The organism is Kribbella aluminosa (assembly GCF_017876295.1).
In the GTDB taxonomy this organism is placed as follows: Bacteria; Actinomycetota; Actinomycetes; order Propionibacteriales; family Kribbellaceae; genus Kribbella; species Kribbella aluminosa.
In genome coordinates this window covers 4,098,650-4,114,587 of sequence record NZ_JAGINT010000002.1, presented here as the reverse complement: position 1 = coordinate 4,114,587, position 15,938 = coordinate 4,098,650, and the positions used below count along the sequence as shown (strand labels likewise).

Genomic DNA, 15,938 nt, shown 5'->3' with positions numbered 1-15,938 from the left:
CTCTCTCGTCGTACGTACGGCGCGGCCCTCATGAGGCCCTCACATCGAATGCGACCTTGACTGTGCCCAGTCGGCCGGCGGAGTGCGCGTGGTCGAGCGCCTCCCGCCAGCGGTACAGCGGGTACCTCGCGCCGACGATCCCGTCCAGCGGGGCCCGGCCGGCCAGCTCCAGCGCGGTCTCGAACGCCGGGCGGCCGTTCACTTCCAACTGCGCGGAGGCGTACGTACCGGTGACCTCGAGCTCACGGAACCACACCGGCGACAGGTCGGCTCCGCTGGCCGGCATCCCGGACAGGACCACCCGGCCGCCGGCCTTCGTCACTCGCAGCACGGTGTCGATCGAGTCCTTACTGCCGACCGCGTCGACCGCGACGTCCACGCCGCCGAGCAGGAACTCGCCCGCGCCGAAGTCCGGCTTGAGCCGGAACGCCCCGGTGGACCGCCGGACACCGCGGAACACCTCGTCCGGCGCGACCACGTCGCTGGCGCCGAACGCCCGCGCCAGCTCCCGCTGCTTCGCGTGCTTGGCGACGACGGTGATCCGGCCGGCCTGCGTCAGCTCACGCAGCGCGAGCGTCGCGAACAGCCCGACCGCCCCGGCTCCGCTGACCAGCACCGACTGCCCTGGCTGGATCTTGGCCCGGAGCGCGGCATGCACCGCACCGGCCAACGGCTCCACCAGGACGGCCCGCTCGTCGGTCAGTCCATCCGGTACGGCGTACAACTGGCTCCGGTGGGCGACCAGGAGATTGCCCCAGCCGCCGCCGGTGTCCTGGCAGAACCCGGTCTGCAGACCAGGCGCCACGTGGCCGACCGTGATCCGGTCGCACCGGTTGGTGTTCCCGGACGCGCAGCCGGCGCAGGGCTCGACGCCGCGGGCCGCGCAGGTCAGGACGCTGTCCATGACGACGCGGGTGCCCTTCGGCAGGTCCTCGCAGTCGTCGAGCAGTTCGCCGACGATCTCGTGGCCGGGAACGAACGGCATCGACACCACCGCGGAGAAGTACAGCTTGGTGGAGCCGGTGACCATGCCGAGGTCGGAGCCGCAGATCCCGGACAGGATCGGGCGGATCCGCGCCCAGCCGTCCCGGTCCGCCTTCGGCTCGTTGATCGTGACCAGCCGCAGCGGCGCGGCCGGCCCGGTCAGGATGCCGGGGATCCGGCCGCCGACCGCCTTGGCCGCCAGGAACTTGGCCGGCGACCGGTACATCTCTAGCGCGAGCATCATCGGGCCAAACCTCCGGAACGCTGCACCCCAGGGAGCTCCAGTCGGGACGAGGTGGACGGGGTTTTCCAGTCGACGATCTGCCAGCGTGCGGCCCGGGCGGCCCGGAACAGCGACACGTCCGGCGACACCGCGACCGGGTTGCCGACCGTCGACAGCATCGGCAGGTCCGAGTGGCTGTCGGCGTAGGCGTACGACTTGGACAGGTCGATGTTGGTCTGTCGCGCGTGGTGCTTGATCCACGCGGCCCGGGACTCGCCGACCAGCGGCGGACCGGACAGGAAGCCGGTGCACCGACCGCGGTCGTCGACGGCCAGCTCGGCCGCCACGATCTCGTCGAACAGCGGCTCCAGCGGCCGGGTCAGCGGCCGGACGGCGCCGGTGATCAGGATCGTCTTGTGCCCGGCCGCCCGGTGCTCGCGGATCCGCCGGACGGCGGCACCGCTCAGCCGCTCCAGCACGTGCTCGGCGAGGATCTCGTCGACGATCTGGTTCAGTTCCTCAAGGTCCGCACCGGCGTACCGGCGGTAGATCGTGCGGAGGAACGTGCCGCGGTCCTTGCGCTCGGCGGCGATCAGCTTCGGCAGCTTGCGGAGCATCGCGCCGATCTCGTTGGCCCGCTGCGGACCGTCCAGCTCGGGCAGCCGCATCCACAGGTAGGTCTCGATCACGTTCGAGGACAGCAGCGTGCCGTCCATGTCGAACGCGGCGATCACCTTGGCCGTATCAGCTGTGGAGGGCTCGACCTTCTTCAGTACGCCGGCGGACTCGGCGAGCGCCTTGTTCCGCTTCTTCCGGACGACGTCGAGCCGGCGCATCGACTCGGTGACGCTCGGGCAGTGCAGCTCCTGCAGGTAGTACTGCCAGTCGACGACCGAGGTGTCGCAGGCGAACTTCTCCTTGTCGTCACCCTCCAGCGCGTTGTGCAGGGCCAGGACGTTGTCGTCGATGAACTGCAGCTCGGCCTGCGCGTACTCCGAGTACAGGTCCATGTAGCGGCGCAGGAAGTCCAGCCGCCGCTTCTGTACGTCGAGCTCGCGGGCGTACTTGCGGACTCGCTCGCTGCGCGGCACCGTCGTGATGATCCGGTCGGCGATCTTGTGGGCCTTCTCGCCGTACCGCAGCATCGTCTCGACCGAGTCGCCGCCGGGGAACTTCCACACCGGCAGCCGGACCGCGCCACGCTCGCCGAGATCGAACGGGTGCTTGGAGAAGTACGCGCGGACTCCGGCGTACAACTGCTCGAAGGTCAACGGGTTCCGGGAGCCGGAGCCGATGTGGTAGTACTCCGGCTTGCTCAGCTCGGGCTCGGTCGCCATCACCGCGCAGATCGCGCCGACCACGTGGTCGACCGGGATGATCTCGATCACCGAGTCCGGGGAGGCCGGGAACTCGGGCAGCTCGCCGCGGCCGTACGCCAGGATCAGCGGCTCGGCCATCTTGAAGCCCTCGATCCAGCCCGGGTGCGGGCTCTGGAGCGCGGACTCGATGATCGCCGGGCGGACGATCGAGGTCGGCAACGTGCCGGAGAACTCCTCCACCACCCGCTCGCCGAGCGCCTTGGTGAACGTGTAGCAGTCGGTCCAGCCGAGGCTGCGGGCCCGTTCGGTGCCGGTCTCGACCAGCTTCTTCGCGACCCACTCGGTACGGCGGCGCTCGGTGTCGGCCGCAGCCGTCAGGTGACCGGCGCGGCGGTGCTCCTTCTCGGCCGCCTTGCGGAACTTGGCCAGCATCTGCGCGGACCGGGACTGCTCCTCGATCCGGGGCCGCATCGCCATCCCGGCCTCGGCCTCGGTCCGCCAGTCGACGCTGTGCTCGACCGACGCCTCCGGGATCGCACCCCGCCGGCGGCCCGCGGTGTAAGCGGTGGAGATGTGGACGTAGTGAACCGGCCGCTCAGTCTCCACTATGCGCTCGAGCAGGCTCTTGGTGCCGAGCACGTTGGTCGTGAACGCCTCGTGGATCGGCGGGTCGAAGCTCACGTCACCGGCGCAGTGCACGACGATGTCGAGATCCTTCGGCAGCTCCGGTACGTCGGACAGGTCGCCCTCGACGACCTGGATCCGGGCCGCGGTCAGCGCCTCCGCGTCGGCGTACGGCGTGCCCTCGCCGTAGAACGGCTTGAAGATGTCCTTCTTCAGCAGCTGCGCCATCCGGTCGACGCCGGTCAGCGAGCCCTTCGGGCGGATGATCGCGGCCACCGTGGTGCCCGGCAGCTCACCGATGATCCGGTGCAGCAGCGCCTCACCGACGAAGCCGGTGACGCCGGTGACCAGGACCTTCTTGTCCTTGAGCTTGTCCTTGAGCTTGCCGCCCAGACTCACTTGTCGCCTCCACGCGTGAGCTCGAGTGCCTCGGTCAGGGTGAACGCGCCGGCGTACAGCGCCTTGCCGACGATGACGCCCTCGACGCCGTCCTGCACCAAGGTGCTGAGTGCTTTGAGGTCGTCGAGGCTCGAGACGCCGCCGGACGCGATGATCGGCTTGTCGGTGCGTGCGCACAGGTCGCGGTAGAGGTCCAGGTTCGGGCCTTGGAGCATGCCGTCCTTGGTGACGTCGGTGACCACGTACCGCTCGCAGCCGGCCGCTTCCAGCCGGGCGAGCACCTCGTACAGGTCGCCGCCTTCCTTGGTCCAGCCACGGGCGGCCAGCGTCCGGCCGCGGACATCCAGGCCGATCGCGACCCGGTCGCCGTACTGCTGGATGATCCGGTCGCACCACTCCGGGTCCTCGAGGGCGGCGGTGCCGATGTTCACCCGGCGCGCGCCGGTTGCCAGCGCGGCTTCCAGCGACTCGTCGTCGCGGATGCCGCCGGAGAGTTCGACCTGTACGTCGAGCTTGCCGGTCACCTCGGCGAGCAGCTCACGGTTGCTGCCGCGGCCGAACGCCGCGTCCAGGTCGACGAGGTGGATCCAGTCCGCTCCCGCCTCCTGCCAGGCCGTCGCCGCCGCCAGCGGATCGCCGTACGACGTCTCGCTCCCGGCCTCGCCCTGCACGAGCCGGACGGCCTGCCCGTCCGCCACATCGACGGCAGGCAGCAGCACCAAATGGTCAGACATGGCCCACACCCTAGAGGGCTTTGCTGAGAGATCCGTAACCCGGAGGGCTCCTGAGTCGTTTGAAATCGATCTGTCTCAGCAATACCAGTAGGGCCAATGGTATTACACCTAGGCTAGGTCGGGTGGTCACCCTGGAACAGCTCGAACGCGACCCTCATCCCACCCTCGCCGCCATCCGTCCGGTCGGCTGGGTCGACCCCCTCAACTCCTGGGTCGTCACCAGCCGCGCGCTGGCCGTCCAGGTCCTCCGCGACCCGGAGACCTTCACCGTCGACGACCCCCGCTTCTCCACCGCCCAGGTGGTCGGCCCCTCCATGCTCTCCCTCGACGGCAACCCCCACAAAGCCCACCGAGACCCCTTCGAATCCCCCTTCGGCCTAGCCGAAACCCGCCACCGCTTCGCAGCACCGGTACAGCAAACGGTGGCCGACCTGATGACAGCCATCCACCAAACCACCGCAGCCGCCGGGCGTGGGACTGCTGATCTGCGGACGGCGCTGGCGGGGCCGTTGTCCGTTGCTGTGGTCGCCTACTCTTTGGGGCTTCCGCCTGCATCTGCTCCGGCAGTTCTGGGGTGGTACTCGGACATCTCCGAGTCCGTGTCGGGCGTGTCTGCGGGACGGCCGGTGACGGACGCCGGTGCGGCGGCATTCGCCGAGCTCCACAAGCACGTTGCCTCGGGCATCGACTCGGGTGACTCGCTGCTGGCGGCTGCCGCGCACGCCGGGCTCGGGGTGGACCAGGTGGTGGCGAATGCCGCGGTGCTGATGTTCGGCGGGATCGAGACCACCGAGGGCATGATCACCAACGCCCTCTGGTACCTGCTGACCAACCCCGACCAACTAGCCCTGGTGCAGGCCGACCCGACGCTCCTCCCGAACGCCATCGAGGAATCGCTCCGCCTCGAACCAGCGGCCGCCGTGGTCGACCGCTACGCCACCCGCGACGGCGAGCTCGCCGGACGCCGGATCCGCCGCGGCGACATGGTGACCGTCTCGCTCGCCGGCGCCGGCCGGGACCCGGACGTGTTCGAGGACCCCGGCACCTTCGACGTACGGCGTACCAACGCCCGCCGCCATCTCGCCTTCGCCAGCGGCCCGCACATCTGCCTCGGCATGCATCTGACCCGCCTGGAAACCCTCGCCGCGCTCGAAGCCGTCCTCCAACTCCCGGGTCTCCGCCTCGCGCCGGACTCACCCCCGCCGCACGGCCTCGTCTTCCGCAAACCGTCCGCGCTGAACGTCACCTGGGACGTGTGAGCACCAGCATCGTCGCCTCGTGCACCGGCAGCACCCGCTCCGGATCCTGCTCCACGTCCGCCGCGAACCGCGCGAACCCGGCCTCGGTCTCCCCCTCCGGCAGATGCTCGAACGTCGACAACGCCCGCACACTCAACCGCTCGTACGTCGCCCGCACCGTCCGCGGGTCCTCCCCGGTGATCCGCACGACGTCCGCGTCCGGCACCAGCCCCGCCTCGACGGCGAGCGCCCGTGCCTCGGCCACCGTGCAGTACATCGCCGCGTCGACCACCCGCGCCGACGGGAAGTACCGGTACCAGAACAGGTCCGGCATCAGGTCCGAGAACTGCGTCCGCAGCAACGCAACTCCCCCGGGCCGCAACACCCGCCGCACCTCCCGGAGCCCGTGCAGCGGATCCGTCCAGTGGTGGAACGTGAGGAACATCAGCACCAGGTCAACCGATGCCTCAGGCAACGGAATGTCCTCGGCGCTGCCCTTCAGATAGCTCACCCCGGGCCCCGGCTCCGCCACCTCCCGCATCCGGTCCGCCGGCTCCACGCCATACACCCGCCCGCCGAACTCGGCCGCCAGACCCGGCGTGAACCGTCCCGTACCGCTGCCGAGATCGAGCACGTCCAACGGCCGCCGTTCCGGCACGTACGCCGCGAACGCGGTCGTCCACCGCGCCACCTCGGCCGGCGAGATCCGCCGGCCCGCGACGTACACGCTGCTCATCCGACCGTCGTAGTCGACCATGACGTCAACCTACCGCCGCGCGTCACGCGAAGAACACGTCGTAGGCGAGTCGCAGGATCAGCGCGGAGACCACCACCAGGAAGATCACCCGGACGAACCGGCTGCCGCGGGCGACCGCGGTCCGGGCACCGAGCAGGCCGCCGAGCATGTTGGCCGCACCCATGATCAGGCCGAGTCCCCAGAGCGGCGCGCCGTGCAGGGCGAAGACCAGGATCGCGCCAAGGTTCGTGGCCACGTTGGCGATCTTCGCCTTCGCGCTGGCCTGCAGGAAGTTGTACCCGAGCAGGCCGACCAGCGCGAAGATCAGGAACGACCCGGTCCCAGGCCCGACCGCGCCGTCGTAGAAGCCGATCAGTACGCCGACACCGGCCGCGGCCAGGTAGTGGTCGCGGCCGTCGAAGCGCAACGCCGTACGGGCGCCGAGCGACGGCTTCATCGCGGTGTAGATCGCGACCACGACGAGCAGCACCAGCACGATCGGCTTGAACCAGGACATCGGGATCCTGGTCGCGACGAGCGCACCGGCCGCGGCACCGAGGCCGGCCAGAATCGCCAACGGCAGCACGGTTTTACGGTCCGGACGCACCTTGACACCGAACGCGACCGCGCTGGTCGTCGTACCGCACAGCGACGAGATCTTGTTGGTGGACAGGATCTGCGCGGGCGAAGCGTTCGGCAGACCGAGCAGCATCGCGGGCAGCTGCAGCAGCCCACCGCCGCCGACCACCGCGTCGATCCACCCCGCCGCGAAGGCCGCGATCACCAGAAACAGCAACGTCAGCAAGGAAACATCAGGCACAGGCGACCATGATCCGGTAAGGGCGTAGTACCGCTCAACCTTTACACCGGCCGATGAGATCTATGACACCGGGAGGCACCCCCAGATCCGGGAGAATGGCCGGGTGAAGTTTCTCTTGCTGATCCACAACAACGCCGAAGCACTCGAAGGTTTCACCGAGCAGCAGTTGATGGAGATGTCCGGTGGACCGAAGCACATCGCCGAGCTGGCCCGCGACCTGCTGAAGACGGGTGAGCTGGTGTCGGTCCTCGCGCTGGAGGAGCCCGGACCGTCCAAGGAGGTCCAACTGGTCGCCGGTACGCCGGTCGTCTCGGACCGGCCGTTCCTGGAGACGAAGGAGTACCTGGCCGGCGCGATGGTGCTGAACTGCACCTCGCCCGAGCGGGCGCTGGAGATCGCGGCGCTGATCCCGCTCGCGCAGTTCCGGCGCGTCGAGTTCCGGGAGATCCGGCTCGACCAGGACGACTTCCTCGCGGGGCTCAACGAGTTGTGAGCGAGGTCGAGGCCGCGATCCGGGCCGCCGCGCCGCGGGCACTGGCCGCGTTGGTCCGGCGGTACGACGCGTTCGACCAGTGCGAGGACTCCGTCCAGGAGGCGCTGCTGGAGGCGTTCGTGCGGTGGCGCGAGAACGGCGTACCGGAGCAGCCGATCGGGTGGCTGATCAGCGTGGCGACCCGGCGGATGATGGACGGCTGGCGGCGGGACAACGCGCGGCGGCAGCGCGAGCTGAACGACTTCCTGCGGGCGGCGGATCCCGATCCGGAGGACTACCACGAGGACACCGACGACACCGTGCGGCTGCTCGTGCTCTGCTGCCATCCGGCGCTCACCCCGGCCTCGCAGATCGCGCTCACGCTGCGGTCGGTCGGCGGTCTCACGACGGCCGAGGTGGCGGCCGCGCTGCTGGTCGGCGAGACGACCGTGGCGCAGCGGATCAGCCGGGCCAAGCGGCAGATCGCCGGCGCGCGCTTCGAGTTGCCGACGGCCGAGGAGTACGACGTACGGCTCCGCGCGGTGCTGCAGGTGCTGTACCTGATCTTCAACGAAGGTCACACCGCCAGCGCGGGCTCGTCGTTGCAGCGCGTGGATCTCGCGGACGAAGCGCTCCGGATCACGCGGCTGCTGCACCGGTCCGTCGGTGGGTCGGGCGAGGTCACCGGGCTGCTCGCGCTGATGATCCTCACCCACGCCCGCCGCGACGCGCGCACCGGTCCGGGCGGCAGCCTGATCCCCGCCGACCGGCAGGACCGTTCCCGCTGGTACGCCGGCGAGATCGCCGAAGGCACCCGCCTGGTCGAGGAGGCGCTCCGCGCCGGCGCCGTCGGCCCGTACCAGCTGGAGGCCGCGATCGCCGCCGTACACAGCGAGGCCGAATCGGTCGAGACCACCGACTGGATCCAGATCGCCGGCCTCTACCGGCTCCTCGAACGCGTCGACCCGAGTCCGATGGTGACGCTCGGCGCGGCCGTAGCGGTCGCGATGACCGAAGGGCCCGGACGCCGGCATCGCGATCGTCGAAGGGCTGGCCGACGACCGGTACGTAGGTGACCACCACCGCCGGCTGTCCGTCCTCGCGCACCTCCACGAACTCGCGGGCCGCCCGGACCGGGCACGCGCCAACTACCTCGCGGCGCTGGAGCGCACCCGGAACACGGCCGAGCAGAACTACCTGCGCGAACGCATCGCCCACCTCATCAGGTGACGGCGGCCGCCGGTCCATTCGGGGCGCGGCGGGACGGTGAGCGGGTTGCGGAACACGTGGCCCGGGTCGACGGACTGCTTGAGCGCGGCCAGCCGCTTGCGGTGCGGCTCCGGGAAGCAGGCGTCGAGGTCGGCCTCGGTCGGGTCGGACAGGAAGTTCAGGTACGCACCGTCCGGCTCCAGCGATCGCCACAGCGCGTCGAAGTCCTTCGGCTGCTGGGGTCCTTGCTGCCCGGGTGATCCCATCAGCACCGAGTTCACCAGGAACCGCGCGTCCCGGTGCGCGAACGCGGTGCCGTCCGCGGGCATCGCGCCGTACGCGCCGCCGAGTGCCCGGATCTCGATCGCGAGCCCGGGGATCCGGGGACGGGCCTCGAGCAGCTTCGTGGTCAGGGCGTCCGACCACGTGGCGTAGAAGCCGTTGCGGATCCGCGGGCGCCACTCGGACGGCATCGCCATGTCGACGAACACGTCGGCGTACGGGACCTCGGCGACCTTCTCGGTGATCAGCGAGCCGAGGTGCCGCAGCGGTTCGAGGAGCGCCTCGTCCGTCGAACAGAGCTGGATCGCGAGCGGGACCTGCCGATCCGCCATCATCGTCGGGGCCAGCTGCAGCGAGGATGTGAGCCCTTCCGGCGCGTCGGCGGCGTACTCCGACCAGCCCTTGAGCACCTGCTCCGCCTGTGTCCACGGGTACAGCAGGGTGCCGAAGTGGACGGTCGGCTGCCGCACGGCGGTGATGTCGTACGACGTGACCACGCCGAGGCCGCCCGCGGCGCCGCGGAGGCCCCAGAACAGCTCCGGCTCGGTGGCGGCGTCGACCCGGCGTACCGCGCCGTCGGCGGTCACCACTTCGGCCCCGACCACGTTGTCGATCGCCAGCCCGTGCTTGCGGACCATCCACCCGATGCCGCCGCCGGCCATCAGCCCGCCGACGCCGACGCTCGCGGTGTCACCCGACGAGATCGCCAGCCCCAGCTCGCCGAGCCGCCCCGCGACGTGACCCCAGGTGGCGCCGGTACCGACCCGCACGACGTCGTCCGGCAGTACCCGCACGTCGTCCATTCCTCGTACGTCGATCACCACCCCGCCGTCGTTCGTCCCGAACCCGGCCGCGTGATGCCCGCCGCTCCGCACCGCAACCGGCAGATCGTTGCCCTCGGCATACCGCAGCGCCGCCACCACGTCTCCCGCCCCCACACACCGCACCACAACCCGCGGCCTGCCCGCATTCATCATCACCCGCCCCGCCTCCGGATACCCAGCGTCCCCGTCGACGAGCACCTCCCCCACCACAACCGCCCGCAACTCGTCGAGCCCACCCAGGGCCACCACAAATTCGTTCATCGCCAACTCCCTCAATCCCAGACGCCCCTCGGCGCCACACCCCCAGATCGAAGCCACCCACCATTCCTCGACATCCCCACCCACAATCGCCCGAGGGACGCTGAACCCGTGCGGGGTGGGGACGCGGAGCGGCCCCGCTCCTTGGGGGGAGCGGGGCCGGGTGGGGTTGGGTCAGCTGCGGACTGTGGTTACCAGGTGGTCGACGACTTCTGCGACGGGGACGTCGGTGCGGTTGCCGGTGCGGCGGTCCTTGACTTCGATGGTGCCGTCGGTGAGGCCCTTGCCGACTACGGCGATGGTGGGGACGCCGAGCAGCTCCGCGTCCTTGAACTTGACGCCTGGGGAGACCTTCTCGCGGTCGTCGTACAGCACGGTCAGACCGCGGGCCTCCAACTCGGCGGCGATCTCCGCGGCCTTGTCGAAGACCTCCTTGTCCTTGCCCGTAGCAACCAGATGGACGTCGGCGGGCGCCAGCTCGCGCGGCCAGATCAGGCCGAGGTCGTCGTGGTTCCCCTCCGCGACCGCGGCCACCGCACGGGTCACGCCGACGCCGTACGACCCCATGGTCACGGTGACGAGCTTGCCGTTCTGGTCCAGGACCTTCAGGTCGAGCGCGTCGGCGTACTTACGGCCGAGCTGGAAGATGTGCCCCATCTCGATCCCGCGCGCGGTCTCCAGCGCACCCGAACCGTCGGGCGCCTGGTCGCCGTCGCGGACCTCTGCGGCCTGGATCGTGCCGTCCGCGGTGAAGTCCCGCCCGTGCACGAGGTTGATCACGTGGAAGCCGGACTTGTCCGCACCGGTCACCCACGCGGAACCCTCGGCCACCCGCGGGTCCAGCAGATACCGGATCCCCGAGGTGTTGTCGGCGCCGAGCACACCCGGGCCGATGTACCCCTTCGCCAGCGACGGGTACTTCTCGAAGTCCGCCTCCTCGAACGCCACCACCTCGGCCGGCTCCACCTGCGCACCGAGCCGCTTCTCGTCGATCGCGCGGTCCCCGGGGACGCCGATCGCCAGCGGCTCGCGGGTGCCGTCGGGGTGCAGCAGCATCACGAGCACGTTCTTCAGCGTGTCCGCAGCGGTCCACTCGCGCCCGTCGGTGCGGCCGTGCTTCGCGTTCAGCGCGTCCACCAGCGTGTCGATGGTCGGCGTGTCCGGCGTGTCGACGACCTCGGCGGCCGGTACGGCGGACGCGTCGACCGGCGCCGACTGCGGCACCACGACGGCCTCGACGTTCGCGGCGTACCCGCCCGGCGAACGGACGAAGGTGTCCTCACCGTTCTGCGCGATCGCCAGGAACTCCTCGGACCGGGACCCGCCCATCGCGCCGGACATCGCCTGCACGATCACGTAGTCGAACCCGAGCCGGTCGAAGATCCTGATGTACGCCGAGCGGTGCAGCTCGTACGACGCGGCGAGCCCGTCGTCGTCGACGTCGAACGAGTACGAGTCCTTCATGACGAACTCGCGCCCGCGCAGCACGCCGGCCCGCGGCCGCGCCTCGTCGCGGTACTTGTTCTGGATCTGGTAGATCGACAGCGGCAGGTCCTTGTACGACGAGTAGAGGTCCTTCACGACCAGCGTGAACATCTCCTCGTGCGTCGGGCCGAGCAGCATGTCCGCGCCCTTGCGGTCCTTCAGCCGGAACAGATTCGGCCCGTACTCCGTCCAGCGGCCGGTCGCCTCGTAGGGCTCACGGGGCAGCAGCGCCGGGAACACCAGCTCCTGCGCGCCGATCGCGTCCATCTCCTCGCGGACGATCCGCTCCACGTTCCGCAGCACCCGCAGGCCGAGCGGCAGCCAGGTGTAGATACCGGGCGCCGTACGGCGGATGTAGCCGGCGCGGACGAGCAGCTTGTGGCTCGGGACCTCCGCGTCCGCCGGGTCCTCGCGAAGGGTGCGGAGGAACAACGACGACATACGCAAAATCACGGGAGTCTCCAAGCGTGCAAAAGTCGAGTACCGGACATCAGAGAGAATATCGGTCCGCCGGTGATGGTCGTACCACGTTATCCACAGGTCATTCGCGGGCAGCCTTCAGCGCCCACCGGATCAGCGGCAGCTGCAAGGGCAGCCGCGCGAAAGCGATCGCTTGAGCCGTCCGGGACCCCTTCGTGCGCAGGTCCGCGGCCATCTGGACGTTCGCCGGGAACACCGCGACCAGCAGCCCGGCGCTGGCCAGCCCGGCAAGCCGCCGCGTCCGCGGGTGCAGCAGCCCCGCCGCGCATGCCAGCTCCGCCACGCCGGACGCGTAGACGAGCTCCTTCTTCCGCGGCAGCACCTTCGGCACGATCGCCTCGAACGGCTCGGGTTTGACGAAATGCAGCGTCCCGAGCACGCCGAACAGAGCGGCCAGACCTTTCGTACTGCGCGATGCCATGCGTGCGAGCTTAGAACAGGATGGTGGCGAAGGTCTCGACGGTGCGGAAGCCGACCCGTTCGTACGCCGCCCGGGCCGGCAGGTTGAAGGCGTTCACGTACAGGGTCACGACCGGCGCGATCTGCCGGGCCAGCTCCACGACGGCGGCCATCCCGGGCGCGGCGAGCCCGCGGCCGCGGTACTCCGGATCCACCCAGACGCCCTGGATCTGGCAGACCCCGGTGCCGACCGAGCCGACCTCGGCCTTGAACACCACCCGCCCGTCCTCGATCCGAGCGAACGCCCGCCCGGCGCGGATCAGCTCCGCGACCCTGGACCGGTAGAACGTCCCGTCCGGCCCGGTCTGCGGCGGTACGCCGACCTCCTCGGTGTACATCGCGACGCACGCCGGGTACAGGATCGGCAGCTCGACCGGCTCCACCGCGCGGACCAGCGGATCCGGCGCGATGGCCGGCGCGCCCTCGATCACCATGAACGGCTGGTCGTCGCGCACGTCGCGGGCCGGGCCCCAGTGCGGCTCCAGGACCGTCCACAGCTGGTCGACCGCGCGGGCCGGCCCGAGGATCTGGAAACAGTTCCGCCCACGCCGCAGCGCGTACGCCGCGAACGCCCGCAGCGCGGCATCGTCCGCGCCGACCGGAACCATGTTCCCGCCGGCATGACAGAGCGCCTCGAGCGCACCCTTCTCGACGTACCCCCAGACCTCGGCACCGCGCCGCGGATCGAGTCCGGACGCCTGTACGAGGCTGTCCACGAACACGTTCACCACCGGATCGCGGGCGATGACCGCACGCGCCGCCGCGAGGTCGCGAGGACCGAGAACCCGTACGCCCACGCGCAGAACCTAGCGGATCATCAGCAGGTTCGTATGCAACGGGGCCGGGTCAGGCCGCCTGTGGGTCGTGGCCGGCGGCGATCCTGCGCGGCGACAGCGGCGCGAGTACGCCGATCAGCGCGGACGCCGGCAGTGCGTACAGCGTGATCGCCGCGGGCGGCATCCGCTTCAGGGATCCTGCAACCTCAGGTGCGGTCGAGGTCAAGGCTCATCCACATCAGGTCGTCGCCGAGCTCACGGTCCGGCACCCGGCGCGGCTCGCCGAAGCCCTGCGAGCGGTAGAAGCCGATCGCCTTCTCGTTCGTCACGAGAACGTCGAGCAGCAGCTCCGGCGTACCTTCCGGGAGCGCCGCGACCGCCGCGTCGAGCAAGGCCTTGCCGATCCCCCTGCCCTGGTGCCCGGGCAGGACGTACAGCTTCCACATCACCCAGAAGTCGCCCTGGCGGCCGAGCCCGGTCATGCCGACGAGCTCGTCACCGTCCTCGGCGACCAGGGTGACGCCGGTCGTGATGCCGCGCTCGACCGTCTCGCGGGACCACCACTGCGCGAGTCCGTCGGTGATGAACCCGTCCGCGACCAACCCGCCGTACGCGACCGGCCAGGTCCGCACACCGATCGCGCGGACCGCGTCGACGTCGGACAGCTCGGCCCGGCGGATCATCCGTGCACCACGACGAGCTGACCGTCCGGGTCGGTGATCTCCAGGCCGGCCTCGGTGCGGATGCCCCGGACGCGCTCCTGTACGTCGGCCAGGTCCTCGGTCGTGGACAGGTCGAGGCGTACGGCGAACTCGGCGCCCGGGCCGAACCGGACCGTCGCATCCACGCCCATCGCCGCCAGGAACGCGCGCCACGCGGGCTCGTCGGCTCCAGCCAGGTACGGCGTCACGGACAGCCGGTCGTCCGGGCGCGCGTCGTACAGCTTGTAGCCGTACATGTCCTCGCTACGCTCGTCGACCCAGATCACGGCTCCGTCCGGGCCGGTGACCGACAGCACCCGGCCGTACGCCTCGTCGAACACCGACGCGTCGCCGAACCCGGCCTGCTCCAGCCGCTCGACCAACTCGTCGAGCTTCTCCGCCTCGAACGTCAACGACGTCTGCCCCGCCTGCCCACCGGTCGAGCTCGACGCCGCATCGTGCAACGCGACCATGCCGCGCCCCGCCTGCATGTCCACCCACCCACCCCGCTCTGACTCGATCCGCGACCGCAGTCCGAGCCCTTCCAGGAACGCCCGCATCGCGTCCACGTCGTCCGTGAACCGCAACGGCCTGATCACCACGCCGGTCATCCCCGGGCCTCCCCATGGTTGTCCAGATATTCCGCCAACGCCTGCTCCACCAACGCCGACAGACTCGCGCCGTCGTCGATCGCCTTGTGCTTCACCCGCCGCACCAGCCCTGGCGGCAAGTACACGTTGAACTGCACCTTCTTGCCCACATCGTCCACCATGGCTATATTGCTAGCATCCTAGACAGCTACCAGTCAATGCTTAGGGCGGCGGCTGTCCTAAGAAGCAGTCAGAGTGGGGGCATGTCGACGAACGAGGAGCTCTCGGAGCTCGAGGAACTGTTGTGGAAGGCGAACCGGGAGGGGGACGGTGGGTTCTACCAGCGGTACTTGCGGGACGACGCGATCGCGGTCACCAGGTTCGGGATCATCGACAAGGCCACCGCGGTCCCGGGGATCACGGCCAACCACAATCCGTACCTGACGACGGATCGTACCGAGGAGCGGGTGGTCGTCGTGGACGAGCACACGGCGATCGTCACGTACCACGTCGCCGTGACGGTGCTTGTCGACGGCAACGAAGTGCAGGCACCGTCGTACGCGAGCACCGTCTGGACCAACCGATCCGGTGAGTGGCTGGTCGCCTTCCACCAGCAGACGGCGTTATACGGCGGTCAGTAGCGCGTCGTCGAGTTCCTTCAGGAGCTTGTGCTTCGGGCGGGCGCCGACGACGGACCAGATCAGCTCGCCGCGGTGGAACAGGGCGAGGGTGGGGAGCGCCATCACCCGGTAGTTCGCGGCGATCGTCGGGTTCTCGTCGGAGTTGAGCTTCACCACGGTCAGCTGGTCCGCGCGCTCGGCGGCGATCTGCGCGAGCACCGGCGCGATCTGGTGGCACGGCGGGCACCACTGCGCCCAGAAGTCCACCAGGACAGGCTTTTCGGACCGCAGTACCTGGTCCCTGAACGTGGTCTGGTCAACGCTCCGCAGGTCGGTCATGGGTTCTTCCTCCAGCTCTCGGCATCGGTCAGGAGGTCGGTCAGCCGCGCCCGCAGGTCGGTGAGCTCGGCGATCCGCCGGTCCACGTCGGCGATCCGGGTCCGGTACGCCGTCAGCGACGCCGGGCAGACGTCCGCGCGGGCGTTGCCGGCCCGCAGGCACTCGATGAACGGATACGTCTGCTCGGCCGTCAGCCCGAGGCTCAGCAACGCCTTCACCTCACGCACCACCAGCACGTCGTCCGCGTCGTACGCCCGGTACCCGTTGGCCTCCCGGCGCGGCTTGAGCAGCCCTTGCGACTCGTAGTATCGCACCGCCTTGACCGTCACCCCGGCCTCGGCCGCCAGATCACTGATCCGCATCCCG

At 70.0% G+C, this 15,938-nt stretch carries 18 protein-coding genes; 4 read left to right on the top strand and 14 right to left on the bottom strand.

Features of this window, described 5'->3' with window-relative positions; genetic code table 11:
* Nucleotides 1-28 precede the first annotated feature (28 nt).
* From JOF29_RS40645 to priA, 3 genes are read right to left on the bottom strand one after another with little or no spacing between them, the layout of a single operon-like run.
* Nucleotides 29-1,228, bottom strand: a complete 1,200-nt coding sequence (locus tag JOF29_RS40645; protein WP_245359901.1) for a zinc-dependent alcohol dehydrogenase — start codon at nt 1,226-1,228, stop codon at nt 29-31.
* A complete protein-coding gene (locus tag JOF29_RS40640) occupies nt 1,225-3,549 on the bottom strand; it encodes an HAD-IB family hydrolase (RefSeq protein ID WP_307863950.1) in 2,325 nt (774 codons plus the stop codon). Before JOF29_RS40640 ends, JOF29_RS40645 begins: the two co-directional genes overlap by 4 nt.
* Nucleotides 3,546-4,283 (bottom strand): bifunctional 1-(5-phosphoribosyl)-5-((5-phosphoribosylamino)methylideneamino)imidazole-4-carboxamide isomerase/phosphoribosylanthranilate isomerase PriA, encoded by a 738-nt coding sequence (priA, locus tag JOF29_RS40635; protein ID WP_209699614.1) that lies wholly within the window; start codon nt 4,281-4,283, stop codon nt 3,546-3,548. Before priA ends, JOF29_RS40640 begins: the two co-directional genes overlap by 4 nt.
* Nucleotides 4,284-4,405: 122 nt before the next feature.
* Here priA and JOF29_RS40630 point away from each other — a divergent pair, with 122 nt between their 5' ends.
* Complete coding sequence (locus tag JOF29_RS40630; RefSeq protein ID WP_209699613.1) at nt 4,406-5,542, top strand: cytochrome P450; 1,137 nt, start codon at nt 4,406-4,408, stop codon at nt 5,540-5,542.
* On the opposite strand, the gene JOF29_RS40625 is transcribed toward JOF29_RS40630, so the two are convergent.
* Complete coding sequence (locus JOF29_RS40625; protein ID WP_209699612.1) at nt 5,526-6,278, bottom strand: class I SAM-dependent methyltransferase; 753 nt, start codon at nt 6,276-6,278, stop codon at nt 5,526-5,528. The two genes, JOF29_RS40630 and JOF29_RS40625, sit on opposite strands and share 17 nt — an antisense overlap.
* A gap of 22 nt (nt 6,279-6,300) precedes the next feature.
* On the bottom strand, nt 6,301-7,077 hold the full coding sequence (locus JOF29_RS40620) for a sulfite exporter TauE/SafE family protein (RefSeq protein ID WP_209699611.1): 777 nt from the start codon (nt 7,075-7,077) through the stop codon (nt 6,301-6,303).
* 103 nt (nt 7,078-7,180) lie between these two features.
* Here JOF29_RS40620 and JOF29_RS40615 point away from each other — a divergent pair, with 103 nt between their 5' ends.
* Nucleotides 7,181-7,570, top strand: coding sequence for a YciI family protein (locus JOF29_RS40615; RefSeq protein WP_209699610.1), 390 nt, complete (start codon nt 7,181-7,183; stop codon nt 7,568-7,570).
* Nucleotides 7,567-8,625 carry an RNA polymerase sigma factor gene (locus JOF29_RS40610; RefSeq protein WP_307863949.1) on the top strand — a complete coding sequence of 353 codons (1,059 nt, stop codon included), beginning with the start codon at nt 7,567-7,569 and terminating at the stop codon, nt 8,623-8,625. Before JOF29_RS40615 ends, JOF29_RS40610 begins: the two co-directional genes overlap by 4 nt.
* Nucleotides 8,626-8,742: 117 nt before the next feature.
* On the opposite strand, the gene JOF29_RS40605 is transcribed toward JOF29_RS40610, so the two are convergent.
* From JOF29_RS40605 to JOF29_RS40575, 7 genes are all read right to left on the bottom strand, one after another.
* Nucleotides 8,743-10,125, bottom strand: a complete 1,383-nt coding sequence (locus tag JOF29_RS40605; RefSeq protein ID WP_209699609.1) for an FAD-binding oxidoreductase — start codon at nt 10,123-10,125, stop codon at nt 8,743-8,745.
* 171 nt (nt 10,126-10,296) lie between these two features.
* On the bottom strand, nt 10,297-12,060 hold the full coding sequence (locus tag JOF29_RS40600; protein ID WP_209699608.1) for a proline--tRNA ligase: 1,764 nt from the start codon (nt 12,058-12,060) through the stop codon (nt 10,297-10,299).
* 88 nt (nt 12,061-12,148) lie between these two features.
* Nucleotides 12,149-12,508 carry a DoxX family protein gene (locus tag JOF29_RS40595; RefSeq protein WP_209699607.1) on the bottom strand — a complete coding sequence of 120 codons (360 nt, stop codon included), beginning with the start codon at nt 12,506-12,508 and terminating at the stop codon, nt 12,149-12,151.
* A gap of 10 nt (nt 12,509-12,518) precedes the next feature.
* Entirely contained in the window at nt 12,519-13,343 is an 825-nt protein-coding gene (locus tag JOF29_RS40590; RefSeq protein WP_209699606.1) for a GNAT family N-acetyltransferase, read from the bottom strand.
* Between the two features lie 185 nt (nt 13,344-13,528).
* Nucleotides 13,529-14,005, bottom strand: coding sequence for a GNAT family N-acetyltransferase (locus JOF29_RS40585; protein WP_209699605.1), 477 nt, complete (start codon nt 14,003-14,005; stop codon nt 13,529-13,531).
* Nucleotides 14,002-14,634, bottom strand: coding sequence for a VOC family protein (locus JOF29_RS40580; protein ID WP_209699604.1), 633 nt, complete (start codon nt 14,632-14,634; stop codon nt 14,002-14,004). The genes JOF29_RS40585 and JOF29_RS40580 overlap by 4 nt, the downstream gene beginning before the upstream one ends.
* Nucleotides 14,631-14,795, bottom strand: coding sequence for a ribbon-helix-helix domain-containing protein (locus JOF29_RS40575; RefSeq protein WP_209699603.1), 165 nt, complete (start codon nt 14,793-14,795; stop codon nt 14,631-14,633). Before JOF29_RS40575 ends, JOF29_RS40580 begins: the two co-directional genes overlap by 4 nt.
* 81 nt (nt 14,796-14,876) lie before the next feature.
* Here JOF29_RS40575 and JOF29_RS40570 point away from each other — a divergent pair, with 81 nt between their 5' ends.
* Nucleotides 14,877-15,254, top strand: coding sequence for a nuclear transport factor 2 family protein (locus JOF29_RS40570; protein WP_209699602.1), 378 nt, complete (start codon nt 14,877-14,879; stop codon nt 15,252-15,254).
* Here JOF29_RS40570 and trxA read toward each other — a convergent pair.
* A complete protein-coding gene (trxA, locus tag JOF29_RS40565; RefSeq protein ID WP_209699601.1) occupies nt 15,237-15,572 on the bottom strand; it encodes a thioredoxin in 336 nt (111 codons plus the stop codon). The genes JOF29_RS40570 and trxA overlap by 18 nt on opposite strands.
* The gene (locus JOF29_RS40560; protein WP_209699600.1) at nt 15,569-15,934 is read right to left on the bottom strand and encodes a MerR family transcriptional regulator; all 366 of its coding nucleotides are present in this window, start codon (nt 15,932-15,934) and stop codon (nt 15,569-15,571) included. The genes trxA and JOF29_RS40560 overlap by 4 nt, the downstream gene beginning before the upstream one ends.
* Between the last annotated feature and the right edge of the window lie 4 nt (nt 15,935-15,938).